The sequence below is a fragment of the Nakamurella panacisegetis genome, from assembly GCF_900104535.1.
GTDB classification, from domain to species: domain Bacteria; phylum Actinomycetota; class Actinomycetes; order Mycobacteriales; family Nakamurellaceae; genus Nakamurella; species Nakamurella panacisegetis.
This window is the reverse complement of record NZ_LT629710.1, coordinates 4,431,672-4,456,472: the sequence shown is the minus strand read 5'-3', so window position 1 is coordinate 4,456,472 and position 24,801 is coordinate 4,431,672. Positions and strand designations below refer to the sequence as shown.

General features: G+C 69.7%; 24 protein-coding genes. 18 read left to right on the top strand and 6 right to left on the bottom strand.

Annotation, left to right across the window (positions count from 1 at the left end; translation table 11 throughout):
• The first annotated feature begins 12 nt into the window (after positions 1 to 12).
• From BLS97_RS20070 to BLS97_RS20045, 6 genes are all read left to right on the top strand, one after another.
• The gene (locus BLS97_RS20070) at positions 13 to 1,200 is read left to right on the top strand and encodes an AAA family ATPase (protein ID WP_231988212.1); all 1,188 of its coding nucleotides are present in this window, start codon (positions 13 to 15) and stop codon (positions 1,198 to 1,200) included.
• On the top strand, positions 1,200 to 2,195 hold the full coding sequence (locus tag BLS97_RS20065; protein WP_090479675.1) for a DUF58 domain-containing protein: 996 nt from the start codon (positions 1,200 to 1,202) through the stop codon (positions 2,193 to 2,195). The genes BLS97_RS20070 and BLS97_RS20065 overlap by 1 nt, the downstream gene beginning before the upstream one ends.
• Positions 2,192 to 3,145: a VWA domain-containing protein gene (locus BLS97_RS20060; protein WP_090482729.1), complete on the top strand. Its 954-nt coding sequence runs from the start codon at positions 2,192 to 2,194 to the stop codon at positions 3,143 to 3,145. Before BLS97_RS20065 ends, BLS97_RS20060 begins: the two co-directional genes overlap by 4 nt.
• A 132-nt stretch (positions 3,146 to 3,277) precedes the next feature.
• Positions 3,278 to 4,030, top strand: a complete 753-nt coding sequence (gene fabG, locus BLS97_RS20055) for a 3-oxoacyl-ACP reductase FabG (protein WP_090479671.1) — start codon at positions 3,278 to 3,280, stop codon at positions 4,028 to 4,030.
• Between the two features lie 54 nt (positions 4,031 to 4,084).
• Positions 4,085 to 4,876, top strand: coding sequence for an enoyl-ACP reductase FabI (gene fabI / locus BLS97_RS20050; RefSeq protein ID WP_090479667.1), 792 nt, complete (start codon positions 4,085 to 4,087; stop codon positions 4,874 to 4,876).
• A gap of 139 nt (positions 4,877 to 5,015) precedes the next feature.
• Positions 5,016 to 5,183, top strand: a complete 168-nt coding sequence (locus tag BLS97_RS20045; RefSeq protein WP_231988211.1) for a CsbD family protein — start codon at positions 5,016 to 5,018, stop codon at positions 5,181 to 5,183.
• A gap of 129 nt (positions 5,184 to 5,312) precedes the next feature.
• Here the strand turns inward: BLS97_RS20045 and BLS97_RS20040 are convergent, their stop codons facing one another.
• A complete protein-coding gene (locus BLS97_RS20040) occupies positions 5,313 to 6,083 on the bottom strand; it encodes a hypothetical protein (protein ID WP_157695573.1) in 771 nt (256 codons plus the stop codon).
• Positions 6,084 to 6,309: 226 nt separating this feature from the next.
• Here BLS97_RS20040 and BLS97_RS20035 point away from each other — a divergent pair, with 226 nt between their 5' ends.
• From BLS97_RS20035 to BLS97_RS20025, 3 genes are all read left to right on the top strand, one after another.
• Positions 6,310 to 7,086, top strand: coding sequence for a DUF3097 family protein (locus BLS97_RS20035; RefSeq protein WP_407938075.1), 777 nt, complete (start codon positions 6,310 to 6,312; stop codon positions 7,084 to 7,086).
• 95 nt (positions 7,087 to 7,181) lie between these two features.
• Entirely contained in the window at positions 7,182 to 7,613 is a 432-nt protein-coding gene (locus BLS97_RS20030; protein ID WP_090479658.1) for an NfeD family protein, read from the top strand.
• Positions 7,614 to 7,661: 48 nt separating this feature from the next.
• Positions 7,662 to 9,077 carry an SPFH domain-containing protein gene (locus tag BLS97_RS20025; protein WP_172832395.1) on the top strand — a complete coding sequence of 472 codons (1,416 nt, stop codon included), beginning with the start codon at positions 7,662 to 7,664 and terminating at the stop codon, positions 9,075 to 9,077.
• A gap of 127 nt (positions 9,078 to 9,204) precedes the next feature.
• Here BLS97_RS20025 and BLS97_RS24300 read toward each other — a convergent pair whose 3' ends face one another.
• Positions 9,205 to 11,094, bottom strand: coding sequence for an HNH endonuclease (locus BLS97_RS24300; RefSeq protein WP_197676288.1), 1,890 nt, complete (start codon positions 11,092 to 11,094; stop codon positions 9,205 to 9,207).
• A gap of 412 nt (positions 11,095 to 11,506) precedes the next feature.
• On the opposite strand from BLS97_RS24300, the gene BLS97_RS20015 reads away from it, so the two are divergent.
• The 7 genes from BLS97_RS20015 (at position 11,507) to BLS97_RS19985 (ending at position 17,719) form a co-directional block, all read left to right on the top strand.
• Positions 11,507 to 12,703, top strand: a complete 1,197-nt coding sequence (locus BLS97_RS20015) for a M20 family metallopeptidase (RefSeq protein ID WP_090479652.1) — start codon at positions 11,507 to 11,509, stop codon at positions 12,701 to 12,703.
• On the top strand, positions 12,703 to 13,746 hold the full coding sequence (locus BLS97_RS20010) for a P1 family peptidase (RefSeq protein ID WP_090479649.1): 1,044 nt from the start codon (positions 12,703 to 12,705) through the stop codon (positions 13,744 to 13,746). The genes BLS97_RS20015 and BLS97_RS20010 overlap by 1 nt, the downstream gene beginning before the upstream one ends.
• 103 nt (positions 13,747 to 13,849) lie before the next feature.
• Positions 13,850 to 14,512: a DUF998 domain-containing protein gene (locus BLS97_RS20005; RefSeq protein ID WP_157695572.1), complete on the top strand. Its 663-nt coding sequence runs from the start codon at positions 13,850 to 13,852 to the stop codon at positions 14,510 to 14,512.
• Positions 14,513 to 14,723: 211 nt separating this feature from the next.
• Positions 14,724 to 16,037, top strand: a complete 1,314-nt coding sequence (locus tag BLS97_RS20000) for an NAD(P)/FAD-dependent oxidoreductase (RefSeq protein WP_090479644.1) — start codon at positions 14,724 to 14,726, stop codon at positions 16,035 to 16,037.
• A gap of 174 nt (positions 16,038 to 16,211) precedes the next feature.
• Positions 16,212 to 16,769, top strand: coding sequence for a MarR family winged helix-turn-helix transcriptional regulator (locus BLS97_RS19995; protein ID WP_231988209.1), 558 nt, complete (start codon positions 16,212 to 16,214; stop codon positions 16,767 to 16,769).
• Between the two features lie 33 nt (positions 16,770 to 16,802).
• Positions 16,803 to 17,186: a VOC family protein gene (locus tag BLS97_RS19990; protein ID WP_090479641.1), complete on the top strand. Its 384-nt coding sequence runs from the start codon at positions 16,803 to 16,805 to the stop codon at positions 17,184 to 17,186.
• Positions 17,187 to 17,281: 95 nt separating this feature from the next.
• Entirely contained in the window at positions 17,282 to 17,719 is a 438-nt protein-coding gene (locus BLS97_RS19985; protein WP_090479634.1) for a DUF5709 domain-containing protein, read from the top strand.
• 302 nt (positions 17,720 to 18,021) lie between these two features.
• Here the strand turns inward: BLS97_RS19985 and BLS97_RS19980 are convergent, their stop codons facing one another.
• Both BLS97_RS19980 and BLS97_RS19975 read right to left on the bottom strand, forming a co-directional pair.
• Entirely contained in the window at positions 18,022 to 18,669 is a 648-nt protein-coding gene (locus BLS97_RS19980; RefSeq protein ID WP_090479632.1) for a response regulator transcription factor, read from the bottom strand.
• Complete coding sequence (locus BLS97_RS19975; RefSeq protein ID WP_090482717.1) at positions 18,642 to 19,778, bottom strand: sensor histidine kinase; 1,137 nt, start codon at positions 19,776 to 19,778, stop codon at positions 18,642 to 18,644. The genes BLS97_RS19980 and BLS97_RS19975 overlap by 28 nt, the downstream gene beginning before the upstream one ends.
• Positions 19,779 to 19,939: 161 nt before the next feature.
• On the opposite strand from BLS97_RS19975, the gene BLS97_RS19970 reads away from it, so the two are divergent.
• Positions 19,940 to 20,542: a sulfite oxidase-like oxidoreductase gene (locus BLS97_RS19970; protein ID WP_090479629.1), complete on the top strand. Its 603-nt coding sequence runs from the start codon at positions 19,940 to 19,942 to the stop codon at positions 20,540 to 20,542.
• Positions 20,535 to 21,284 carry an FAD-binding oxidoreductase gene (locus BLS97_RS19965; RefSeq protein ID WP_231988208.1) on the top strand — a complete coding sequence of 250 codons (750 nt, stop codon included), beginning with the start codon at positions 20,535 to 20,537 and terminating at the stop codon, positions 21,282 to 21,284. The genes BLS97_RS19970 and BLS97_RS19965 overlap by 8 nt, the downstream gene beginning before the upstream one ends.
• 181 nt (positions 21,285 to 21,465) lie before the next feature.
• Here the strand turns inward: BLS97_RS19965 and BLS97_RS19960 are convergent, their stop codons facing one another.
• Positions 21,466 to 22,893: a DUF2252 domain-containing protein gene (locus tag BLS97_RS19960; protein WP_090479627.1), complete on the bottom strand. Its 1,428-nt coding sequence runs from the start codon at positions 22,891 to 22,893 to the stop codon at positions 21,466 to 21,468.
• 51 nt (positions 22,894 to 22,944) lie between these two features.
• Positions 22,945 to 24,615 (bottom strand): glucose-6-phosphate isomerase, encoded by a 1,671-nt coding sequence (gene pgi / locus BLS97_RS19955; protein ID WP_090482711.1) that lies wholly within the window; start codon positions 24,613 to 24,615, stop codon positions 22,945 to 22,947.
• Between the last annotated feature and the right edge of the window lie 186 nt (positions 24,616 to 24,801).

The following is a 24,801-nucleotide window of genomic DNA, read 5'->3' as shown; positions in this document are numbered from 1 at the left end:
AAGGAGCAGCCGGTGACGGCCGAGGCAACCAGCGAATCCGAGTTCGACCCGGCACGGTCGGACAGGAGCCGGCCGGGTGTACCCCAGTCACCCGCCTCCTTCACCCCGCCGCCGCGTCCGTACGCGCAGGGCCAGCCCCCGCCGGGAGCTCCGCCGGCCGCCGCCCCGTTCGTCCAGGGCCCGCCGCCGGTCGGATACCAGGAGCGTCCGGCTCCGTCCCGCGACGCACAGTTGTTGGAGCGCACTGTCTTCGAGGTCAAGAAGGTGATCGTCGGGCAGGACCGTCTGGTCGAGCGGATGCTGGTCGGACTGCTGGCCAAGGGACATCTGCTGATCGAAGGTGTGCCCGGCGTGGCCAAGACCCTCGCTGTGGAGACCTTCGCGCGGGTGGTCGGCGGAACCTTCTCCCGGATCCAGTTCACCCCCGACCTGGTGCCGTCCGACCTGCTCGGCACCCGCATCTATCGCGCCGGTCGCGAGGAGTTCGACACCGAACTCGGGCCGGTCGTGGCCAACTTCGTCCTCACCGACGAGATCAACCGGGCTCCGGCCAAGGTTCAGTCGGCGCTGCTCGAGGTGATGGCCGAGCGGCACGTCTCCATCGGTGGGAAGACCTACCCGATGCCCGATCCGTTCCTGGTGATGGCCACCCAGAACCCGATCGAGAACGAGGGCGTCTACCCGCTGCCCGAGGCCCAGCGCGACCGTTTCCTGTTCAAGCTGATGGTCGGGTATCCGGAGCCGGACGAGGAACGCGAGATCGTGTACCGGATGGGGGTCACCCCGCCGGTGGCCCAGCAGGTGCTGCCGATCACCGAATTGTCCCGGCTGCAGCAGGTGGCGGCCAACGTGTTCGTCCACCATGCGCTGGTCGACTACGTGGTGCGCCTGGTCTACGCGACCCGGACGCCGGCCGAGCACGGTCTGGCCGACGTGGCCGGCTGGCTCTCCTACGGTGCGTCACCGCGTGCCTCGCTGGGCATCATCTCGGCGTCGCGGGCGCTCGCCCTGGTGCGAGGGCGCGATTTCGTGGTGCCCCAGGACGTCATCGACGTGGCGCCGGATGTGCTGCGGCACCGGCTGGTGCTCTCCTACGACGCCCTGGCCGACGGGATCCCGGTGGACACCATCCTGACCAAGTTGCTCCAGGCCATTCCGTTGCCCCAGGTGAGCCCGTACACCAACACCGGGGTCGCCTGATGCCGGAGGCGGGCCGGGGAACCCGCCGCGCCGCGCCGCCGTCGACGGCCGACCCGGCGCGCCTGGATGCCGCCCTGACCTCGCTGGAGCTCACCGTCCGCCGGCGGTTGGACGGTCTGCTGCAGGGCAACCATCTCGGGCTGGTCCCGGGCCCGGGCACCGAGCCCGGTGACGCCCGGCCGTACTACGCGGGTGACGACGTCCGCCGGATGGACTGGTCGGTGACGGCGCGCACCACCGAGGCGCACATCCGGCAGACGGTGGCCGACCGGGAGCTCGAGACCTGGCTGGTCGCCGATCTGTCCGCGTCTCTGGACTTCGGGACGGCCGACTGCGAGAAGCGGGACCTCGTGGTCGCCGCGGCGGCCGCGGTCGGACATCTGACCGGGGGTGGCGGCAACCGGCTCGGCGCCGTTGTCGCCTCCGGCAGCGGCACGATCCGGTACCCGGCGCGAGGCGGTAAGGCCAGCCTGCAGCACCTGTTGCGCGCGCTGGCCACGACACCCCGGTCCGAGGTCGGCCGACGCGGTGACCTGGCCGCGGCGATCGAGCAACTCCGCCGCCCGCCGCGGCGGCGGGGTCTGGCCGTGGTGGTGTCCGACTTCCTCGGTGACATCGACTGGGAGCGTTCGCTGCGGGCGCTGTCCGGCCGGCACGACCTGCTGGCCATCGAGATCCTCGATCCCCGCGACCTGGAACTGCCGGCGGTCGGATTGGTCACCCTGCTCGACCCGGAGACCGGCCGCACCAAGGAAGTGCACACCACGGCGCGGTTGCGGGCGGACTTCGCCGAGGCCTCGGCCGAACATCGGCGCAACGTGGCCACCGCGCTGCGGCGCTCCGGAGCCGCGCAGCTGACGTTGCGGACCGATGGGGACTGGATCGCCGACGTCCTGCGCTTCGTGCTGTCCCGCAAACGCGGTTGGGCCGGCGGCCCGTCCACGGCGGCCGGATCGGCGATCACCCCGGCCACGGCGAGCGGGGCACCCCGGTGAGTTTCGTCCATCCGGTCTGGTTCACCGCCGGCATCGCCGTCGCCGCGTTGATCATCGGTTACGTGCTCGCCCAACGGCGGGCCCGTCGTCACACGATGCGTTTCGCCAACCTGGAACTGCTCGAGCGGGTGGCCCCGAAGCGGCCGGGTCGGCTGCGTCACCTGCCGACCGGCGTCATCCTGGTCGGCCTGATCCTGCTCACGGTGGCGCTGGCCGGCCCGACCGCGAGCACCAAGGTCCCCCGCAACCGCGCCACCGTGATGCTCGCCATCGACGTCTCGCTGTCCATGGAGTCGACGGACGTCTCACCCAACCGGCTCGACGCGGCGAAGGCGGCGGCGACCGAGTTCGTGAAGGAGCTGACCCCCGGGGTCAACCTCGGGATCGTCTCGTTCGCCGGAATCTCGACCGTGCTCGTCTCGCCGACCACCGATCGGGCGCCGGCCATCGCCGCGATCGCCGGCCTCAAGCTGGACGAGCGCACCGCCACCGGTGACGCGATCATCTCCTGCCTGCAGACGATCAACGTGTTCGCCAAGACCATCAGCGGCGCCGACGGGCCGGCCCCGGCCCGGATCGTGATGATGACCGACGGCAAGCAGACGGTCGGACGCAGTGTCGACGACGCCGCGAAGCAGGCGGCCGCGGCCAAGGTTCCGATCTCCATGATCGCCTTCGGCACCGACCACGGGACCATCACCTTCCAGGGTTCGGTGATCGCGGTGCCGCTGGACACCTCGTCGATGCAGCAGATCGCGAAGGTCTCCGGCGGCGACTTCCACACGGCCGCCACTGCCCAGGAATTGAAGTCGGTGTACTCGCAACTGGGCGAGCAGATCGGTTACGAGGTGAAGCAGGCGGACGTGTCCCGCCCCTGGTTGATCGCCGGCACCCTGCTGGTGATGCTCGGCGCGGCCGGTGCCCTGGTGATCGGCGGCCGCATTCCCTGACGCGGGGACGGTGGTCACCGTCCGGCCCGTCGATCCAGCAGTCGCCGCAGTCGGCCGATAGGGTCATCAGGCGCGGCGGGGCCAATCGCCCTGCGGCGTCATCATGCCCGCACCTGTAGGAGGTCCGCCCCCGTGTCATCGGTTGAATCATCGGTCGCATCCGCCGACGAGAGCTCGTTCGTCCCTCGCTCGGTGCTGGTCACCGGAGGCAACCGGGGGATCGGACTGTCGATCGCCCGCAGCCTGGCCGCGGCCGGACACCGGGTTACCGTGACCCACCGCAGCGGTGAAGCGCCGGCCGGCCTGGCCGGAGTCATCTGCGACGTCACCGACGCCGCCGCGGTCGACGCCGCCTTCAAGGAGGTCGAGGCCCGGCAGGGCCCGGTGGAGATCCTGGTCAGCAACGCCGGTATCACCGACGACGGGTTGCTGCTGCGGATGAGCGAGGACTCGTTCACCTCCGTGGTCGACGCGAACCTGACCGGGGCCTACCGGATGGCCAAGCGCGCCGCATCCGGCATGCTCAAGAAGCGGTGGGGCCGGATGATCTTCATCTCGTCGGTCGTCGGGCTGTCCGGTGGGGCCGGCCAGGTGAACTACTCGGCGTCGAAGGCCGGGCTGGTCGGGCTGGCCCGCTCGGTAGCCCGTGAGCTCGGGTCCCGGAACATCACGGCCAACGTCGTCGCCCCCGGCTTCGTCGACACCGACATGACCAGGAGCCTCCCGGAGGCTCGCCGGGCCGAGATCCTGACGCAGGTGCCGCTCCGCCGCTATGCCTCGCCCGACGAGATCGCGGGCGTGGTCACCTTCCTGGCCTCGGACCAGGCCGCCTACGTGACCGGCGCCGTCATTCCGGTCGACGGCGGCCTCGGCATGGGGCACTGACCCGCTCCACCCGCTCCTATCACGCGAAACGAAAGACAAGCGAGGACAACGAACATGACCGGAATCCTGACCGGGAAGAACCTGCTCATCAGCGGGGTCATCACCGAGGCGTCCATGGCCTTCCACACGGCCCGGCTGGCCCAGGAGCAGGGGGCGAAGGTGGTTCTGACCGGTTACGGCCGGCTGTCGCTGGTGGAACGCATTGCCAAGCGGCTGCCGGAGGAGGCGCCGGTGGTGGAACTGGACGTGACCGACCAGGCGCACCTGGACTCGTTGGCCACCCGGGTCTCGGAGTTCGTGCCGACCATCGACGGCGTGCTGCACTCCATTGGGTTCGCGCCGGCCGGTGCGCTGGGCGGTGACTTCCTGGCCACGGCCTGGAACGACGTGGCGACGACCGTGCACACCTCGGCGTACTCGCTCAAGGCGCTGGCCGTCGCCGCGCTGCCGCTGATGTCCTCCGGCGGCTCGATCGTCGGGCTCGACTTCGACGCCCGGCAGGCGTGGCCGGCCTACAACTGGATGGGCGTGGCCAAGGCGGCCCTGGAGTCCGTCTCCCGGTACCTGGCCCGTGACCTCGGTCCGCGCGGGATCCGGGTGAACCTGGTCTCGGCCGGCCCGATCCGGACCATGGCGGCCAAGTCGATCCCCGGGTTCTCCGGCCTCGAGGACGCCTGGACCGGCCGTGCCCCGCTGGGTTGGGACACCTCCGATCCGACGCCGGTGGCCCAGGCCGCATGCGCCCTGCTGTCGGACTGGTTCCCGGCCACCACCGGCTCGATGATCATGGTCGACGGCGGGTTCCACGCCCTCGGATTCGCCGAGGGCGAGTCGGCCGCCCGCTGAGCGATCGGCTGTGCGGTGGGCGAGTGGCTGTGCGTTGGCCGGCTGCGCGTTGGCACGATTGGCTCGGGACCGGAGTGGGCACTGATCCGGTGACCGAAGTCAGCAACGGAAAGGCAGAGCCATGTCTGTAGGAGACAAGATGAAGCACGCCGGCGAAGAAGCGGTCGGCAAGGTCAAGGAAACCACCGGCAAGGTGACGGGCAACGAAGACCTCGAGGCGCGTGGGCAGGCCGAGCAGGCCAAGGCCGACACGAAGCAGGCCGGCGACAAGATCGCCGATGCCGCCCGGGATGTCGTCGGAAAGTAGCACGCACCGGCTGGATCAGGGGCGCCGCGGGACCTTCGGGTGTCGCGGCGCCCTTTCTGCTGTGCGGCGCTGTTCGTGGGTGTTCCGGTGCGGTGTTCTCGTGCGGTGTTCGGCGCGGGGCTGGGGGGGTCAGCGGCGCGAACGGACCGACTGCTGCGCGAGCACCCTGGCTGCTTCGGCCACCGCGGCGCGGCGTCCGGCGCGCACCGCGGTGGTCAGGGGGCGGAGGGCGTCGTCCACGACGGCCAGTTCGCGGCTCGTGACGGCCGCTGTTTCGTGCCCGGCGGCCACGGCGAGAAGGGCCTCCAGCGAGATCACCTTGGCCAGCAGAGCGGAGGCGGCGGTCGGTGTCCCGGGCGGGGTGTCCACGGCCTCGTCCAGCATCCGGCGCCGGACGTTCTCGCGGACCTGTTCGGAACCTCGGGCGATGTCCAGGGTCACCAGCGAGCGGGTGGCCTCGGCCATGGCCCCGTCGATCTCGGCGTTGGCCTCGCCCAGGCTCAGAGCCGGGTGGTGGCCGGGACAGCTGTGCACACGCCACTGGCCGTCTGTCGGCACGACGCCGACCTCGAGCTCCGGGAACACGACCACTGCGCCGGAGTCGAGGGCGGGAACGGTGATGTCGCCCTTGGGTGGTAACCCCCGCAGGTCGCCCGCCGTGGGTAGCAGCAGCACCGGCACCCCGCCGGACGTCATGAGCGGGAGCAGGGCCATCGAACCCGCCGTCGGGGAGCCAGGCCCGGGAAGTCCGGTGCGGTCGGCGACCGTCGCGGTGGCGGCGCGGACGCCGACCCGGTGACCGGCCGCGTCGACCGCGGCGAGCACGTCGTCGGTGCTCCGGCCGCCGGCGCGGGCGGCGGCCCACAGCGCAAGGGTGGTCGCGGCGTGCACGGAAGACATGGCAGCCACCGTACGGGACGGACGATTCGGCCCTGGTGGGGCCGCCGGACCCGGGCGACCCGCCGAGCGTGAGGTGATACCCGGCCCACCGCGTGGGGCTGCCGTAGCGTCGGCCGGCGTGAGCAAGGGATACGACGACCGCGTCCGCATCAGGTACCAGGCTCCAGCCGGAGCACCGGCCCGACCGGCCCGACCGGCTCGCCCGGCCGACCCGTACGGCCAGGACATCCTGTCGACGCCGCGCCCGCGCAAGCAGATCCCCGAGGTTCCGGCCGTGGTCGACGTGGTCGCCGAGGACTCGGCGAGCGGATTCTGTGGGGCGGTCGTGGTCTGCACCTCGACCGCCGTCACGCTCGAGGACCGCAAGGGCAATCGCCGCGTGTTCCCGCTCGAGCCGGCCCGGTTCCTGATCGACGGGGAACCGGTCACGCTGGTGCGCCCCGCTGCCGCAGCCGCCGCCCCGGTGAAGTCGGCGTCCGGGTCCCGGGCCGTGGCCGGCCTGCGGGCACGGACGGCCCGGGCCGCGCGGATCTGGGTCGAGGGGATTCACGACGCCGCACTCATCGAACGGGTGTGGGGTCATGATCTCCGGGTCGAGGGCATCGTGGTCGAACCGATCGACGGGTTGGACAACCTCCCGGCGGCGGTGGCCGAGTTCAGGCCGGCCGCGGATCGGCGCCTCGGCGTGCTGGCCGACCATCTGGTCGCCGGTTCGAAGGAGTCGCGGATCGCGGTGCAGGTCACTTCGCCGCATGTACTGATCACGGGGCACCCGTACATCGATGTCTGGGAGGCGGTCCGTCCGGAGTCGGTCGGGATCAGGGCGTGGCCGTCGGTGCCGCGCGGCGTGGACTGGAAGACCGGCGTCTGTGCCGCCCTTGGCATCTCGGACACTGCGGTGATGTGGGGCCGCGTCAACGGTGCGGTCGGCAGCTACCGGGACCTGGCCACGCCGTTGATCACGGCCGTCGAGCGCTTGATCGACTTCGTGACCGAGCAGTAGGCCCGCCCGGCCACAAGTCACAACTGGAACACAAGTGCACACCGGTCACGCTCGCGGGCCATGGTGCGGCCAAACCGTCATGGCAGACTGGACCCATGCCGGCCTGGGTGTGGTTCAGCGGAGCAGTTCTGCTGTCGCTGGCTGAACTGCTGGGTGGCGAGTTCGTGCTGCTCATGCTGGGTGGGGGCGCGCTGCTGGCGGCCGGGGTGGCGTTGATCGCGCCGGACCTGTTGTGGCTGCAGCTGATCGTATTCGCGCTGACCAGCGTCGGGTTGGTGATCGGAGCCCGGCCACCGCTCTTGCGCCGGTTCCACGGTCCGTCCCAGATCCGCACCGGCATCGACGCGGTGATCGGATCGAAGGCGACGGTCGTGTCGACGGTCGACGCGTCGGGCGGGCAGGTGAAGATCGGCGGTGAGGTGTGGTCGGCCCAAGGGGTTGACGGGCACCGGCCGCTGCCACCGGGTACTCCGGTCACGGTGGTCGAGGTGCGTGGCGCGACAGCGGTTGTCATTTGGGGACCCTGAACAACTCAGCGAGGAGCCGTCGTGGATCCAGTTCTCATCGGTGCACTGATCGTCGCCGTTCTGGCGATCATCATCGTCATCAGATCGGTCAAGGTCATCCCACAGGCCCAGGCGGCGGTGGTCGAGCGGCTGGGCCGGTTCCACAAGACGAACAGTGCCGGGTTGGTCTGGCTGGCCCCGTTCCTGGATCGGATCCGCGCCCGGATCGATCTGCGTGAACAGGTGGTCTCCTTCCCGCCGCAGCCGGTGATCACCGAGGACAACTTGACGGTGTCCATCGACACGGTCGTGTATTTCCAGGTCACCGATCCGCGAGCAGCCGTCTACGAGATCGCCAACTACATCGTCGCGGTCGAGCAGTTGACCACCACCACCCTTCGGAACGTCGTCGGCGGTATGAACCTGGAACAGACGCTGACCAGCCGCGACGCCATCAACGGGCAGCTCCGTGGAGTGCTCGACGAGGCCACCGGCAAGTGGGGCATCCGGGTCGCGCGGGTCGAACTGAAGGCGATCGACCCGCCGCCGTCGATCCAGGATTCGATGGAGAAGCAGATGCGCGCCGACCGGGACAAGCGCGCGATGATCCTGACCGCCGAAGGTCAGCGTGAGTCGTCGATCAAGACGGCGGAGGGCCAGAAGCAGGCCGCTGTGCTGACCGCCGAGGGCGCGAAGCAGGCGTCGATCCTGGCCGCCGAGGGTGAGCGTCAGTCGCGGATCCTGCGGGCGCAGGGCGAACGGGCGGCGCGTTACCTGCAGGCTCAGGGTCAGGCCAAGGCGATCGAGAAGGTCTTCGCAGCGGTGAAGGCCGGCAAGCCGACTCCGGAGTTGCTGGCCTACCAGTACCTGCAGACCCTGCCGCAGATGGCTCAGGGTGACGCCAACAAGGTCTGGATGATTCCCAGCGACTTCGGAAACGCGCTCGAAGGATTCGCAAAGATGTTGGGCGCCAAGGGCGATGACGGTGTGTTCCGGTACGAACCACCGGCCGACGACCCGAATGCCCCCACCTCTCGTCCAGGGGACATCGATGACGATGTGGCCGATTGGTTCGCCGGAACGTCGGCGGCCGAGGTGGCCGAGGCGGTCAGGCAGGCCGAGCGCGAGGCTCAGCTGACTATCGCCGATCAAGACGCCATCCGGTCAGCGGGGGAGCGGGCCGATGCCGACGCCGCTCGGGCCGCCGCCGCTCGGGCCCTGGCCGCACCGCCTTACCGGGCTCCGGCCACGCCGGCGGTCGAGGCTTCGCGTCCACCGGCTCCGCCCTCGACCGGAGCGCACTACCTCCCGCCCGGAAACCCCGGCTATCCACCGCCCGGTCAGCCTCAACCGGGGCCCGGTCAGCCGGGTCAGCCGCCGTCGGCCGGGCCGCCGGCCTGGTACCAGGCACCGCCTGAGGGCGCACCGCGGCGGGCGCCGGAACCTCCGCCGGAGCAGTGGACGCCAGGGGAGTCACGCCACTGAGCGGGTCCTTTCCTCGAGCAGTTATGCCGAGCCGGTAGCGAAGCTAGGGGCAATGCCACGTGTCCGGCGTCGTACCGGTGGGTCTCCGGGATGGTCTCGGGTAGGTGGGGTCTCGGGTAGGTGGGCGTCAGGCAACCCGTCTGTACTTGTGGTGCGCGGGTGTGACGATGTGGATCCAGCCGGGCGGTAGCGGTTGCTGCTCGGTCCAGGGTGTCGAGCGTGGCGGTGAGGGTGGCCGGCTGACGTAGGCGTGGTTGGCGGGGGTGTGGGTGGTGATGTTGCCGTCGGGCTGGCGGGTGGTGTGCCAGAGAGGGTTCTCTTTGGCGAGGTTGCAGGCTTCACAGAGGCCTTGGGCGTTGGTGATGGTGGTCGGACCGCCGCGGGTGTGGGGCGTGATGTGGTCGATGTGTCGGATGGGGGCGTCGCACCACGGAGTGCGGCAGGTCTGGTCGCGGTTCTGGATGAAATCGGCGACGGCCGCTGGGAAGAGCCGGGTTCGGGCGTCGGTGGTGAGTAGCTGGGTGCCGGTGGGGTCGGTGTAGAGCCGTTTGATCCACGTCTTGGTGCCGGAGCCGGCGTGGCCGGCCAGCAGAGCTCGGGCGATGGGCGCGGGGATGGGTCCGTATCCGTGCAGGTGGGCCGGTTCATTGTCGTCGCCGAACAGGGCACGGTCGGTCATGATGATCCGTAGTTGGATCCCGGGTGGTTCTTTCGCCTTGCCAGCCTGGCCCGCCGAGCACTCGCAAATTCTGTCGGTGGCGGTCCGGTCGATGCGGGCCCTGTTGGAGCCGGTGTACTGCTGCCCTTCGGCGGATGCAGCCCCGCCCACGGTCGCGGGGCGGATCTCGCCCTGGGTCGCGGGGGCTATCTCGCCCTGGGCGGCGACCTCGACACCACCCGCGATCTCGGACTCAATGGCGCATTCGTCGTCGCTCGCGGCGGCGTTGACAGTGGTGACATCGACGCCGGCGACCTCGGGAGTTGCTCCGCGTTCGTCCGCGTCTGCGCGCAGGCCGTCGTCGACGGCATCGCCGTTGCTGCACGTGTTCGCGGCGACGGTGTGGGGCCGATCTGGCTGGTCGGCTGGTTGGCCACCGACGCTGCTGCTTGGGGTCTGGGTCTGGGTGGAGGTGCGGGTGTCGGTCGGGGTGTGGGTGGGGACGCCGTAGGGATCGCAGCCAGTGATGGCGCCGCCGGTGATGCGGCTGATCAGTTCATCGGCCATGATCTGTCCGCGGCTGCGGGGGTCCCCTCCCGGGGCGGTGGTGGTGGCGGCGACTGCTTGGTGCAGGGCGGCATGGACCGCGACGCCGTGGGCGACCGGCAGCAGTGCGGACAGTCGGGTCATGGTGTGCGGTGCGGGGCGCAGGGTGACGTGCCGGTCGGCGACAGCGCCGCGGATCTTGCCCAGCACGGCAGCCGGGTCCAGACGGGCGGCCAGGCCGCGGGCCGTAGCCGCGGTGCTCTGGTTGCCCAGGTGGGGTAGTTGGGGGGCGATCGCCGCGTCGGCGATGCGCCGGTCGGCGCCCGTGAGGCAGGCCAGTTCGGTGACTACGGCCAGAGCCCGCTGTTCGGTGGTACGTCCCGCCTCCAGTGCGGCGCGGGTGTGACGGAGGTCGGTCTGCAGCGCGGTGGCCAAGGTGAGCAGTTGTCGGCCGTGCCAGGGTGATTGCCGGCGGGCCAGTGCGATCTGTCGGGCGATGCTGTCGGTGGCGCGGTCGGCTCGGTAGCGGCGGGAGTCCTCGTCGGCGATGTGCGCCGACACGCGGGTGGTGTGTTGCAGGGCGAAGGTGTGGGTCAGCCGGGCTTGGGCGGCGGCGCAGCTGGCTTTCAACTGTTCCAAGACGGCGATCCGGGCGATCAGGTCGGCGTCGGACGCGTCGGCGTCCAGGGCCTTGACCGCGGCGATCAACTCGGCCAGCCGCGCCGCACCAGGATCTGCGGTACTCCCGATGTTCGGCGCCGTCGACGGGGCAGCAGCGGGCTGCTGCTCGACGAGATGCGGCGCTGATGCCATGACTCAATAGTACAGGTGTTCGAACGCAGGTTCAAGACTTTCCGCAGATCAGCCCCCGTGCCCTTCGTGGCTCGCTCCTGGTCGCGCGGCGTGGATCAACTTCACGCTTCTGGGACCCGCGGGACGCAAGTGAACAAGTTCATCCATGCCTGCGAAGTTGATCCACGCCGGACACGCCCATCCACGGCCGTAGCCGTCGCACCAGGCGAATCCGACCGCATGGATCAACTTCACCGGTTTGGGACCGATGAGTCAGAAGTGAACAAGTTCATCCATGCCTGCGAACTTGATCCACGCGACAGCCAGCCCACGCGGCAGCCAGCCCACGCGTCCAGTCGGCCCGCGCGGCAGCCTGACGCGGCGGCCGACGAACCGGGGCGACGCGGACGGCCAGTAGGGCAAGATCGGCCACATGACTCGCGCATTTGATGTTGACGCCGTCGTCGCCCTGGCCCAGGCGCTGGTGCGACTGCCGACCGCCGTCGCCCCCGGGGTCGAGGAGGTCGAGACGGCCGCGGCCGCACTGTTGGCCGACACCATGCGTGGCTTCGGGTGGGCGGTGACGGTGGACGACGTCGAGTGTGGCCGGCCCAATGTGGTCGCCGTCATCGACGGAACGGGCCCCGGGCGCACGCTGATGTTCGAAGGTCACGTCGACGTCGTGACTCCGGGTGAGGTCGACTCGTGGTCGTTCCCGCCGTACTCGGGGGACGTCGTCGACGGCCGGTTGCTCGGACGCGGCTCGGCCGACATGAAGGCCGGTGTGGCCGCGATGATCCACGCTGCGCGGGCGGTCCAGCAGCAGGGCTTCCCCGGGCGGATCATCGTCGGCATACTCGCCGACGAGGAGGGAATGATGTTGGGCGCCAAAGACTTCGCCCGGTCCGACCTGGCCGGGTCCGGCATCGACGGTGTCATCGTCTGCGAACCCGAGGGCGGCGAGGTCTGCGCGGTGGCCAAGGGGGCGATCCGGATGCGCGTCGACCTGCAGGGTGTGATGGCGCACGGCGCGATGCCCCACCAGGGCCGCAACTCGTTGCCGGCATTGGGATCACTGCTGATGGGCCTGTCGGAGTTGGAGCGTCAGATCAGCGAATCCGTCGGGAGCCACCCGCATCTGGGCAACTTCTACCTGACGCCCACGGTGCTGGCGGCCGGCGATCCCAGCCAGGTCAACGTCATTCCGGCGTCGGCGTCGGTCTGGCTCGACATCCGCACCATCCCGGGCGTCGGCCATCAGGGCCTTCTGCACCTGATCACCCGGCTCGCGGAGCAGATCGCCGACGACGCCGGCCTGACCGTCGCGATCACGGTCATCGACGACCGCCCGCCGGTGAACACCCCGGAAACCGCCGACGTGGTCCGCGCCCTCGTGCTCGCCCACGAGACCGTGACCGGACGTCCGGCCGTCCTGGGCGGAGTGCCCGGTACCACCGACGGCACGATCCTGACCAGGGACGCGGGGCTGGAAACGGTGGTCTACGGGCCGGGCGGCAAATGGATCGCCCACACCAAGGACGAGTTCGTGGCAGTCGAGGACATCCTGACCTGCACCGAGGTCTACATCGAGGCGGCCCTGCGCTTCCTGGACGCTCCGCGGCCGAACTGATGGAGTACCCGGCCGGACCGACCAACTCGTTGCTCGACGTCGCGGGACTGCGCGTCGGGCAGTTCGACCGCCGCGACGACGGCCACCTGACCGGCACCACCGTCGTCCTGGCGCCGGACGGCGGGATGACGGCCGGGGTCGACGTGCGAGGCGGGGCGCCCGGCACGCGGGAAACGGATCTGCTACATCCCACGGCGACCGCCCAGCGGATCCACGCAGTCGTCCTGACCGGCGGGAGCGCCTACGGCCTGGCCGCCGCCGACGGGGTCGCGACCACTCTGGGTGCGGCCGGGGTCGGGGTGGAACTCCCGGGCATCGAGGGTGTGGTGCCCATCGTGCCGGCGGCGGTCATCTTCGACCTGGGCCGGGGTGGCCGGTTCGACGCCCGACCCGGCCCGGAGTTCGGCCGTCGGGCGACGTCGGCCGCGGGCGGGAAGGTCCAGATGGGTTGTGTCGGAGCCGGTCTCGGTGCGGTGACGGCCGGCATCAAGGGCGGGCTGGGTACCGCGTCGGCGACCCTCCCCGACGGGACGGTGGTCGCCGCCCTGGTGGTCACCAACGCGGTCGGCTCGCCGATCGATCCGCGGACCGGGGAACTGCTCGGCGCCCGCCTGCTGCTGGCCGCGGACGGGCCGACCCTCCGGCGCCCCTCCGAGGGTGACCGGGACGCGATCGCGGCCGTCATCGCGGCCGCCGGGCCGGAGCTTCGCACTCCGTCGATCACCGACACCACGATCGGGGTGGTCGCCACCAGCGCGTCGCTGACCAAGGCCCAGTGCGCGAAGATGGCCGCGACAGCCCACGACGGCCTGGCCCGCGCGCTCAACCCGGTGCACACCCAGTTCGACGGCGACACGCTATTCGCCGCGTCCCTACCCGACGGCCCGGTCCCGGATCCGATCGGGTTCCACCACATTCTGTGCGCCGCAGCCGATGTCGTGACCCGAGCGCTGGTCCGTGGTCTCCTCACCGCTGACACCGTGCAGACGCCGGCCGGAATGTGGCGCAGCTATCGAGATCTGGTCCCGTCTGCGGTGATGTAGCCGTGGCCGGTCCGACATCACAGGGCTAGGTGCGGCGGTGGATGGCCCGAGGCGGGATGATGAAGGGGTGACCTCGTCGCCGGTGGACCTGGCAGGCCAGCCCGTGAGTGCGGGCGCTGCTCGCACGTCGGAGAACCTGCTGATCGTCGGTCGGGTGGCGGCCGTCGCCAGCCTGGTGCTCTGCTTGCTCATCCAATACCTCAACCATGACTTCTTCCCGCCGGATGTCTCGGTGTCGCAGTACGGCGTCGGTCCTCGTGGTTGGGTCTTCACCACCTGGACGGCCGTCGTGGCGCTGGCCGCGCTGACCTTGCGCGCCGGCGGGAGCATGAACGAGCACCATGTTGGGTACTGGCTCGGAGCAGGCAGCTTCGGGCTGGTGTTGATGGGCATAGTGCGCACCGATGCCGGCGGCTTGCAGCAGTCGTTCCACGCGAAAGTGCACATGGGAGCGTCGATCCTGGCGTTGGTCGCACTCCCGATCGGCATGGCCCTGGCCATGGACCATGCCTGTGCCTGGTTACGGCGCTCCGCGTGGATCTTCGTCGTACTCGGGGCGGTGGCCCTGGTCATGGTCCTGGTCTCGGCGGCCGGAGTGGCGACGCCCGGCCTCGACGCGCCGCATTCCTGGGCCATGTGGCAGGCCGTGGCCGTCACGCTGGACATGCTGTTGCTCGCCGCGTTCGCCTGGGCCAGCCTGCCCGGCAACCACGACGAGGTTCGCCGGGATGCCTCGGTCGCCCGGGCCGGGCAGCGGACCGACTGAGGCGATCGGGGTCGGCCGACACGAGTGCGTGAAATCGGTGCCCCGAAGATGTGCCAGAATTTGACGGCTGACCCTTGTCCGGGCGGCACGTGATGTAGGCCTTCAATGACGCCGGCCAGCACAAAGAGCCCTAACGTGCTCCGTTTGTCGGCGAAGCCTTTCGCATGCGGCGTTCGGTCGGCGCGAATCAACCATCAGGAGGATCGGCAAGATGACAGACAGCAGCGCACCCGTTCGGATCGTCACGGCCCGGAGGCGCCCCCACGTCGTCATCGTCGGCGGTGGCATGGCCGGGTTGATGACGTTGCGCGGTCTGCGCAAAGCCGATGTCGACATCACGCTGGTGGACCGTCACACCTACAACGCCTTCCAGCCGTTGCTGTACCAGGTGGCCACGGCCGGCCTGAACCCCGGCGACGTCACCTTCTTCCTGCGTGCCGCGCGCATGTCGCAGCGGAACGTCAGCTTCCGTCAGGGCGAGGTCGTCGGTCTGGACCACGAGAAGCAGCGGATCACCTTCGGTGACGGCGGCGAGATGGCCTACGACTACCTGGTGCTGTGCACCGGCGCCACGACGAACTACTTCGGCACCAAGGGCGCCGAAGAGAACACGATGGCGATCTACACCCGCGCCCAGGCCCTCAAGCTGCGCGACAGCATCTTCACCAACCTCGAACACGCCGCCGCCTCGGCCACCGGAGAGGACCTGTCCATCGTCGTCGTCGGTGCCGGCCCGACCGGGGTCGAGATGGCCGGCGCGCTGGCCGAGCTCCGCAACGACGCGATGGCGTCGATCTACCCCGAACTGGACCCGCGGCGCACCCACATCGTGCTGGTCGAGATGACCAACAAGGTTCTCGGCCCGTTCGACGTGAAGTTGCAGGAGTTCGCCGCCCGCGCCCTGCGCGAGCGCGGCGTCGAGCTCAAGCTGGGCACCTCGGTGGCCGAGGTCCGCCCGGACGGAGTGGAGTTCGGGACCGGCGAGTTCCTCAAGGCCGGCGTGATCGTCTGGGCCACCGGCGTGACGATCCCGAAGGCCGTCGCCGGCTGGGGCCTTCCCCAGGGCCGCGGCGGCCGGATCACCGTCGACAACGAACTGCGCGTCATCGGCGTCAAGAACATCTTCGCGGCCGGAGACCTGGCGGTCACGCCGGATCCGCTGCCGCAGCTGGGCACCCCGGCGCAACAGCAGGGCCTGCACATCGGCAAGGGCATCGCCTCCCTGATCGCCGGACGCCCGTTGCACGGCTTCAAGTACCACGACAAGGGCACCATGGCCACGATCGGCCGCCGCGCCGCCGTCGTGGACATCAAGCTTGCCGGCAAGTCCATCAAGTACACCGGCACCCTGGCCTGGCTGACCTGGATGCTGCTGCACATCTGGCTGCTGCTGGGCAACCGGAACCGGTTGGCCACCTTCGTCAACCTGTTCACCAAGTACCTGGCCCCGTCGCGCCGGACCAACCCGATCGTCGGTGACGTGCCGGTGTTCGAGCAGCGCGGCGAGGGTGAGATCACCAAGTAGGCATCCGCACCGTCGTTCCGTCTCCGGCCCCGGGTCCTTCGACTCCGGGGCCGGAGCTTTTTTCGGCGCACGGGCTCGGCGACCGCTGATTTTGCCGGTGCCAGGCGAGGAGCGTCACAGACCGTTCGTATCCGAGCCATGGTGATGCATCAACCAATCACGTACGATCATGGTGTGACGGAAACGAAGTGGCTCAACAACGAGGAATCCAGGGCCTGGCGGGCCCTGCAGCACCTCAACATGCCGCTCTCCGCCGCCCTGAATCGACAGCTCTCCCGCGACTCGAACCTGTCCAACGCCGACTACGCAGTCCTGGTGCAGCTGTCCGAGGCGCCGGAGCAGCAACTGCGGGCGCGCGACCTGGTGCAGGCCATCGGGTGGGAGAAAAGCCGGCTGTCCCACCACATCCGGCGGATGGAATCCCGGTCACTGGTCTCGCGGGAGGAGTGCCCGACCGATGGGCGGGGCGCGTTCATCAAGCTGACCGACACCGGACGGGCCGCCATCGTGCAGGCGGCGCCCGGTCACGTCAACGCGGTTCGGTCGTACTTCATCGACCTGCTGACGCCGAACCAGCTGGTCGCGTTCGCCGAGATCGCGGAGGCCGTCGGGGCCCGCCTCAAGGCCGACGGATGCGCCGAGATCGAGGCCGCCGGCGCCACGGACGACCCGTGCCGGAGCGATCGGATCCGAGCGGCATCGATTCCCGCCGGTGATTTCCAGACCGGATAGTCCAGACTGGGGCAACGACCAACGGAGGACGGCATGCTCGGACAGACTGCGGCATTCAGTGGCTTCTCGGTGGATGACATCGCCGCGGCCCGCGAATTCTACGAGGACAAGCTGGGCATCGCGGTCACCGAGGCGAACGGCATGCTGCACCTGCACACCGCCGGCGACCGGGACACCCTGATCTACGCCAAGGCCGACCATCGGCCAGCCACCTACACGATCCTGAACTTTCCGGTCGACGACATCGACGCCGTGGTGGATGCGTTGGCGGCCAAGGGAGTCCAGATGACCAGGTACCCCGGGATGCCGCAGGATGAGAAGGGGATCATGCGCGGTCGCTCCTATCAACGCGGACCCGATATCGCCTGGTTCACCGACCCGGCCGGCAACGTGCTCTCGGTGCTGCAGGACGGCTGACCGGGGGAGGCGTCCGCCGCGTCACGGGAGATACGGTGGGTGGTGCACGCCGGCCGAGAACCGGTGCGTTCACTGCGCTCACGAAAGGAACAACCATGGCCGACGACGACCCAACTGGTCGCGAGAACGAGGCTGCCGACGATGTTTCGGTGCAGCTGGACAGTGCGGACACCCTGCTCGACCGCGGCCTGGTCGACCCGCTGGACGAGGGCTACTCGCCGCCGGACCGCGAGCCGGTCGTGCATGTGCCAACGGAAGCCGAAGAGCACGAGGGGCTGAGCCTGGACGAGTTGCTCGCCGCCGAGGAGCCCGACGTCGGGGCCGGCGATGAGGACAACCTCTTCTCCGAGTACGGCGACGAGGTTGGCGGGGCACGGGCGGGGCGGTTGGTGGACGCCGACTCGGGTGCCTACGAAGACACCGACAAGGATCTCTGGGCCGGCGACATCGGGATCGACGGGGCCGGTGCCACCGCCGAGGAGGCGGCCGTCCACGTCATCGGCGGGGACGGCGAAGGCGACCTGGACGACTGAGAGACGACGCTGAAAAATCTCGTTGCGAGGTGCTCGAACGGCGGTTACCGTCGGAATCGAACCCGGAAGGAGGTGGTCCCACGTTGATGACGTACAGGACTCGTGAGGTGGCTGGCCGCTAGGCCGCCGTCCCAAGACGTCGGACCGTTGTCCGTTCCCCATCGGGGACGGCGGTCAGGCAAGTAGTGGACAGTCACCCGATTCCCGGGCCGCCGACCATCGTCCAGTCGGCCCTTGCATCGCGACGTAGCGTCAGGTGCGAGGAGCAGCCCGGGTTTCGTACTCCGTTCGCCCGACGGGTCTCATCCGGGCATCAAGTACTTGATCACGGCCAGCACCCGCCGGTTGTCGTCCTCGCTGACCGGCAGGTCCAGCTTCCCGAAGATCGCCGCCGTGTACTTCCCGACGGCCTTCTCCGTGATGAACATCCGGGCGGCGATCGCCGCGTTCGATCGGCCCTCGGCCATCAATCCGAGGACCTCCGTCTCCCGTGGGGTCAGGCCGGCCAGCGGGTTCGCGGTCCGCGGGCGGGCCAGCAGCTGGGCGATCACCTCAGGGTCCAGTGCCGTGCCACCGTCGGCCACGCGCCGGACCGCCTCGACGAACTGGTCCAGGTCCGAGATGCGGTCCTTCAGCAGATAGCCGATCCCACCCCCGCCGCCGGCCAGCAGCTCCCGCGCGTACAGCTGCTCGACGTACTGGCTCAGCACCAGGATCGGCAGGCCGGGGACTTCTCGCCGCGCCTCGATCGCTGCTCGCAGACCCTCGTCGGTGAAGGTCGGCGGCATCCGGACATCGACGATCGCGACGTCGGGGCGGTGCTCGACCAGAGCGCGCAGCAGGTCCGGACCGTTGTCGACCGCCTCGACCACGTCGAACTGGTGGGCCCGGAGCAACCGGATGAGCCCGTCCCGCAGGAGGGCTAGATCCTCTCCGATGACAACACGCACGGCAGCTCCATGGAGATGATGGTCGGACCGCCGGCCGGGCTGGCCACGGTCATCGTCCCGTCGAATGCTGCCAGCCGGCGCTCGATTCCGTGCAATCCGCCACCCGGCGTCGACGTGGCGCCTCCGATTCCGTTGTCACCGACCGACACGGTGAGACGGTTGTGACTGTGCCGCAACCAGATCCACGCATTCCCGGCGGTGGAGTGCTTGGCCGCGTTGGTCAGGGCCTCGGCCACCGCGAAATAGACCGCCGACTCGACCGGTGCCGGTGCCCGGCCGACCAGCACGACGTCGACGTCCACCTCCAGTGGAGCCGCCAGCGCCAGTGCCTGCAGCCCGCCCACCAGGCCCCGGTCGGCCAGCACGGGCGGGTGAATGCCACGCACCAACCCGCGCAGATCGGTCAGCGCGATCGACGCCGAGTGGCGGCTCTCGGCGATCAACTCGCGGGAGAGGTCTGGATCGCGGTCCATCATCTGCTCGGCCAGCCCGAGATTCATGCTCAGGGCCACCAACCGGGCCTGGGCACCGTCGTGCAGGTCGCGTTCGATCCGACGGATCTCGGCCGCCTGGGTGTCGACGGTTTCGGCGCGCGAGGTCGACAGTTCGCCGATCCGTCGCTCCAGCGCCTGCGTGCCCGACCGGCGCAACATCAGGGAACTCAGCGTGAGATAGGTCCGGACGATCACCGGCGAGGCCAGCACGCCCAGGGGCAGGATGAGGTACAAGATCATCGAGGTGAGGCCGAGCGCGAAGCCGGCGGCGACCGACACCACCAGCCAGGTCAGGTCGCGGTAGGTCGCGGCATCGGTCAACCGGGCCCGCAACCCCTCGCGCAGCCCGACGTCGCCGACCGGGCGGTAGGGCGACGGCAACTCGATCCCGAGCATCCGCGCGGCCAGCCGTCGTTCCCACCCGGCCAGCGACCGCGCCAGGGCCAGCGAGCCGGCCAGCATCGGCAGTCCGACCCAGATGACGATCAGAGCGGTGGAGACGATCAGCAATGGCAGCAGCAGGATCGAGAGCAGCCCCTGCAGGGTGATCTCCCCGGCGGCGCCGAGCGAGGCCATCGCCCCGCGGCGGCTCAAGGGTTTCTCCGGTGAGGTCATGGGGCGATTCTTCCGCATCCCCGGGGCCCTGTCCGGGGGCCTGGACCGTGCATCGGTCCGGGGCGTTGACGCCCCGGGTCCGGGGGTCATACCGCTTCCCGCGGCGGCGTGTGGTCCAGCCGACAGCCTGTTCGGTACCCGGGTTACGGCACAATGAGCCGATGACACGAGGCTTCAGCGGGCGCCCCCGTCGTCCCGCCAATGATCGACTTCCCCCCGGACAGTACGACGTGGGCAAGGACTTCCCCGTCCTGACGGCCGAGGTGACCCCCCGACTCGACCCGGAGAAGTTGACCCTGACCATCGACGGGCTGGTGGAACGAGAATCCACCTGGACCTGGAAGGAACTCCACCAGCTCCCGGGCTCGGTGTATCGCGGTGACATCCACTGCGTCACCACGTGGTCGAAGTTCGACACCAGCTTCGGTGGGATCAGCGCCGACATCCTGCTGGCCGCGGCGTCACCCCTGCCCTCCGCGACCCACGTGATGATCAGGTCGACCACCGGCTACACGACCAACCTGCCGCTGTCCGACATCAGCGACGGGAAGGCGTGGGTGGTCTGGGACCACGAGGGACATCCGCTCCCGGTGGAGCACGGTGGCCCGATGCGATTCCTGGTGCCGCACCTGTACTTCTGGAAGAGCGCCAAGTGGGTCAGCAAGCTGACCCTGATGGATCACGACCAGCAGGGGTTCTGGGAGCGAAACGGATACCACGACCACGGGGACCCGTGGAAGGAAGAGCGCTACCAAGGTGACTGAGCCGGACGTCATGGACACCGAGATCGGGCCGGGCACCGGTCCGGCCGCGCCGGTCGGCGGCTGGCGAACGGCCGTGGTCCGGGAGGTCGAGCACCCCCAGCCGAACGCGGTGCGGCTGGTGCTCGACGTGCCCGACCGGATCGCCCATCTGCCCGGGCAGCACTACATCGTCCGACTGCGGGCCGAGGACGGCTACACCGCCCAACGGTCGTACTCGATCGCGTCCTCCCCGGCCCAGCCCGGGATCGAGCTGTTCGTCGAGCGGCTGGAGGACGGCGAGGTCTCCGGATTCCTGGCCGACGTGGTCCAGGTCGGCGACGAACTCGAGGTCCGTGGCCCGATCGGCGGCTGGTTCGTCTGGCGGGGCGACGCTCCTGGGCTGTTGGTCGGGGGCGGAACCGGTGTGGTGCCGCTGGTGTCGATGGTGCGTCACGCCCGTGACGTCGGCCGTCCCGACCTGTTGAAGGTCGCCGTCTCGGCCCGCTCACTGGCCGAGTTGCCCTACGCCGACGAGTTGATCGCGGCCGGGGCGACGGTCGCGTTGAGCCGGACGAGCGACCCGAGCGTGATGCGCGCGGCCGGGCGTCTGGGTCCGGCCGACCTGCAGCCCCTGGTCACCGGTGGTCCGACGGCGTTCGTTTGCGGGTCAACCGGTTTCGCCGAGGCGACGAGCCGCCTGCTGATCGGGGCCGGGGTCCCGTCGTCCGCCATCCGCGTCGAGCGGTTCGGGCCCACGGGCTGACGCACCGCCCTTGGCCCGTCGACGACTCGCCCTTGGCTCGCGACGACTCGCCCTTGGCTCGCGACGACTCGCCCTTGGCTCGTCGACCGGAATGATATTCACGCAAAAGTGGCGCCGGAGCGCAAATATCATTCCGGTCGATGCAGTAGGGGGCGGCGGGCGCAGTAGGGGGCGGCAGGGCTCAGACGCCGTACTCGACCGGCAGTACGCCGCGGGCGACCGCGGCCACCAGGGCGGCGTGGTCGGCCTCGGTCTGATCGGCGTAGAGCCGGGCGAAGCGGGCCAGGGCGATGTCGAGCTTGTCCGACGAGCCGGCGTAGCCGGAGATCATCGACGCGCCGCTCGTTCTGGCGTGCCCCTTGGCCAGCAGCTGGCCGACGATACCGGCGTAGTCGGTCAGGGCCTGCGAGTCGATCGCGTCCAGAGCGATCGTGCCCTTCATGTTCCGGAACTGCCGCACGTAGTACTGCCGACCGTCGACCGTCGCCCAGCCCAGCAGCGGGTCGCTGACCGTCTGCAGCGCCTGCTGGTACTCCACCACCCGCTGGCCCTGGTGCGCGTGCCAGGCCGACCCGCCGTGCACGTACTGGGCCAGCACCGAGCGCCGGGCCTGCTTGAGCTGGAGGAAGACGACGTCGTCGGGGCTGCTGCCCTCGAGCAGCGCGACGTAGGCCCGCAATCCGACGCTGCCGACGCCGACCACCTTGTGGGCGATGTCGACCAGGGTGTAGCCGCCCAGAGCCCGCCGCCAGTGCGGCGCCAGGGTGGTCAGGTACTCGTCGAGAGCGGCCCCGACCAGATCTGCCTCGGCCGCCCCGACCCGGGTGATCAGTGGCGGTTCCTCGACGATTCGCCGGCGTCCCTGGTGCTCCTCGGTGAAGCGGGGGAGCGCGCGGTCGCTGGTCCGGGACCGCGCCCGGCGGGCGGCCCGGTCGATCTCCGTCTTGAGTGACGGGTGGGCGGTGTTCTTGATCAGGTCGTCGACGTCCAGCCGCTGGTAGGACCGGGACAGCAGCGGCTGGTCGGCCAGATGTCGCACCTCGCCGCGGTAGGCGGCCACACAGGCCCGCGCGGCCGCCTCGCAGGTCTGTTCGCTGTGGCTGTTCTGCCGTCCGGCCACCCAGATGCTGGCCACCAGGCGGCGCAGGTCCCACTCCCAGCCACCCGGGTGGGCCTCGTCGAAATCGTTGAGGTCGATGACGAGATCCCGCTCCGGGGACGCATAGAACCCGAAGTTGCCCAGGTGAGCATCGCCGCAGATCACCGGCGTGATCCCGGTGGCCGGCAGGTGGGCGGCGTCTTCGGCCATCACGATGGCCGTCCCGCGCAGGAACCCGTACGGCGACGCCACCATCCGGCCGATCCGGATCGGGATCAACGAGGCCAACCGCCCCTCGTGTGAGGCCATGATCTGGGCCACCGGATCCGGCCGGCCGATGGGCGGCGTCCACTCACCCAGCGCCGCCCGGGACACCTTCGCCCGCAGGGTGCGGCCCAGGTGGTACCGCTGAGCCCGGGAGGTCGGCCGACGGAGCAACGAACCGTAGGACTCGCCCTCGACCTCGGCGAGCACGGTGTGTCCGGCGGGCGGCCGGTGCGGGTCCGTCATCGGAGCAACATCCTCCCGGCATTCGTCGTGCGGCGGCTGGATCAGGACGGGTCAGCTGGCGCGGCCCCGCTCGGTGCGGTACCGGCGCACCAGGGCGTCGGTGGACGAATCGTGTTGCGCGGCCGGGGCAGCGGCCTGGGTCAGCACCGGCAGCAGCTCGACCGCTTGCGTCTTGCCGAGTTCGACGCCCCACTGGTCGAACGAGTCGATGCCCCAGATCACGCCCTCGACGAAGGTGGCGTGCTCGTACAGGGCGACCAGCTGACCGACCACCGACGGGGTCAGCTTCGGCGCGAGAATGCTGGTGGACGGGCGATTTCCGGGCATCACCTTGTGCGGCACCACATCCGCCGGAGTGCCCTCGGCGGCGATCTCCTCCGCGGTCTTGCCGAACGCCAGCACCGACGTCTGGGCGAAGTAGTTGCTCATCAGCAGGTCGTGCATGCTGCCGGTGCCGTCCTGCGTCGGCAGGTCGTCCAGCGGTTCGGACAGCCCGATGAAGTCGGCCGGGACGAGGCGGGTGCCCTGGTGCAGCAACTGGTAGAACGCGTGCTGCCCGTTGGTTCCCGGCTCGCCCCAGAAGATCTCGCCGGTCGACGTGGATACGGGCGACCCGTCGGACCGGACCGACTTGCCGTTGCTCTCCATCGTCAGCTGCTGCAGGTACGCGGCGAACCGGTTGAGGTCGTTGCAGTAGGGGAGCACGGCCCGCGATTCGGCGCCGAAGAAGTTGGAATACCAGACGCCGAGCAGACCCATGATCACCGGCGCGTTCTGCGCCAGCGGAGCGGTGGCGAAGTGCTCGTCGACGGCGTGGAATCCGGCCAGCAGCTCGGCGAAGTTCTCCTTGCCGACCGCGCACATGACGGACAGCCCGATCGCCGAGTCGACGGAGTAACGGCCGCCCACCCAGTCCCAGAAGCCGAACATGTTGGCCGTGTCGATACCGAACTTCGCGACGCGTTCGGCGTTGGTCGACACCGCGACGAAGTGCTTGGCCACGGCGGCCGTGCCCTGCTCGCCGTCCAGGCCGAGGCCGTCGAGCAGCCAGCGCCGGGCGGCGGTGGCATTGGTCAGGGTCTCCAGGGTGGAGAAGGTCTTGGACGCGATGATGAAGAGCGTGGTCTCCGGGTCGAGGTCCGCCGTCTTGCCGACCAGGTCCGAGGGATCGACGTTGGACACGAAACGAGCGCTGATCCCGGCATCGGCGTAGGCCCGCAGCGCCTGATAGATCATCACCGGACCCAGATCGGACCCGCCGATGCCGATGTTCACCACCGTGCTGATCTTCTTGCCGGTGGCGCCGACCCACTCACCCGACCGCAGCCGGTCGGTGAAGTCACCCATCGCCCGGAGCACGTCGTGAACGTCGGTGACCACGTCCTGGCCGTCGACCGTGAGGGCCGCGTCGGCCGGAAGCCGCAGTGCGGTGTGCAGGACGGCGCGGTTCTCGCTGGTGTTGATGTGATCGCCGCGCAACATGGCGTCACGGCGGGCTTCGACGCCGGCGGCGACGGCGAGATCGGTCAGCAGGCCCAGCGTTTCTCGGGTCACCCGGTGCTTCGAGTAGTCCATGTAGAGGTCGGCGGCCCGCACCGTGAGCTCCGCGCCGCGGGCCGGATCATCGGCGAAGATCTCCCGCAGGTGCAGTGGGGTGATCTTCGGTTCATGGGCCTTCAGCGCGGCCCAGGCGTCGGTGGTGGTGATGTCGAGTGCAGTCATGATCTTCGCTTCCCGCGGTAACGGACGTGTGTCCTGCCCATCCTGGCCCAAGGGCCGGACCCGACGCTCACCGGGACCGGCCGGTCGGTCCGGGAAGGCGCCGTAGGCTGGCCGAGGTCCATCGGCGATCACTCCCGTACAGTCGGTGCTACTCGTCGGTAACCAAGGTCTCGTGCCAGTCGATTT

What these genes read in the sequence shown, in the direction of transcription:
- BLS97_RS20065 (WP_090479675.1), top strand. Translation starts at nt 1,200, where the DNA reads ATGCCGGAGGCGGGCCGGGGAACCCGCCGCGCCGCGCCGCCGTCGACG.
- fabI (WP_090479667.1), top strand. Translation starts at nt 4,085, where the DNA reads ATGACCGGAATCCTGACCGGGAAGAACCTGCTCATCAGCGGGGTCATC.
- BLS97_RS20045 (WP_231988211.1), top strand. Translation starts at nt 5,016, where the DNA reads ATGAAGCACGCCGGCGAAGAAGCGGTCGGCAAGGTCAAGGAAACCACC.
- BLS97_RS20040 (WP_157695573.1), bottom strand. Translation starts at nt 6,083, where the DNA reads ATGTCTTCCGTGCACGCCGCGACCACCCTTGCGCTGTGGGCCGCCGCC.
- BLS97_RS20030 (WP_090479658.1), top strand. Translation starts at nt 7,182, where the DNA reads ATGCCGGCCTGGGTGTGGTTCAGCGGAGCAGTTCTGCTGTCGCTGGCT.
- BLS97_RS24300 (WP_197676288.1), bottom strand. Translation starts at nt 11,094, where the DNA reads ATGGCATCAGCGCCGCATCTCGTCGAGCAGCAGCCCGCTGCTGCCCCG.
- BLS97_RS20015 (WP_090479652.1), top strand. Translation starts at nt 11,507, where the DNA reads ATGACTCGCGCATTTGATGTTGACGCCGTCGTCGCCCTGGCCCAGGCG.
- BLS97_RS20010 (WP_090479649.1), top strand. Translation starts at nt 12,703, where the DNA reads ATGGAGTACCCGGCCGGACCGACCAACTCGTTGCTCGACGTCGCGGGA.
- BLS97_RS20000 (WP_090479644.1), top strand. Translation starts at nt 14,724, where the DNA reads ATGACAGACAGCAGCGCACCCGTTCGGATCGTCACGGCCCGGAGGCGC.
- BLS97_RS19990 (WP_090479641.1), top strand. Translation starts at nt 16,803, where the DNA reads ATGCTCGGACAGACTGCGGCATTCAGTGGCTTCTCGGTGGATGACATC.
- BLS97_RS19985 (WP_090479634.1), top strand. Translation starts at nt 17,282, where the DNA reads ATGGCCGACGACGACCCAACTGGTCGCGAGAACGAGGCTGCCGACGAT.
- BLS97_RS19975 (WP_090482717.1), bottom strand. Translation starts at nt 19,778, where the DNA reads ATGACCTCACCGGAGAAACCCTTGAGCCGCCGCGGGGCGATGGCCTCG.
- BLS97_RS19970 (WP_090479629.1), top strand. Translation starts at nt 19,940, where the DNA reads ATGACACGAGGCTTCAGCGGGCGCCCCCGTCGTCCCGCCAATGATCGA.
- BLS97_RS19960 (WP_090479627.1), bottom strand. Translation starts at nt 22,893, where the DNA reads ATGACGGACCCGCACCGGCCGCCCGCCGGACACACCGTGCTCGCCGAG.
- pgi (WP_090482711.1), bottom strand. Translation starts at nt 24,615, where the DNA reads ATGACTGCACTCGACATCACCACCACCGACGCCTGGGCCGCGCTGAAG.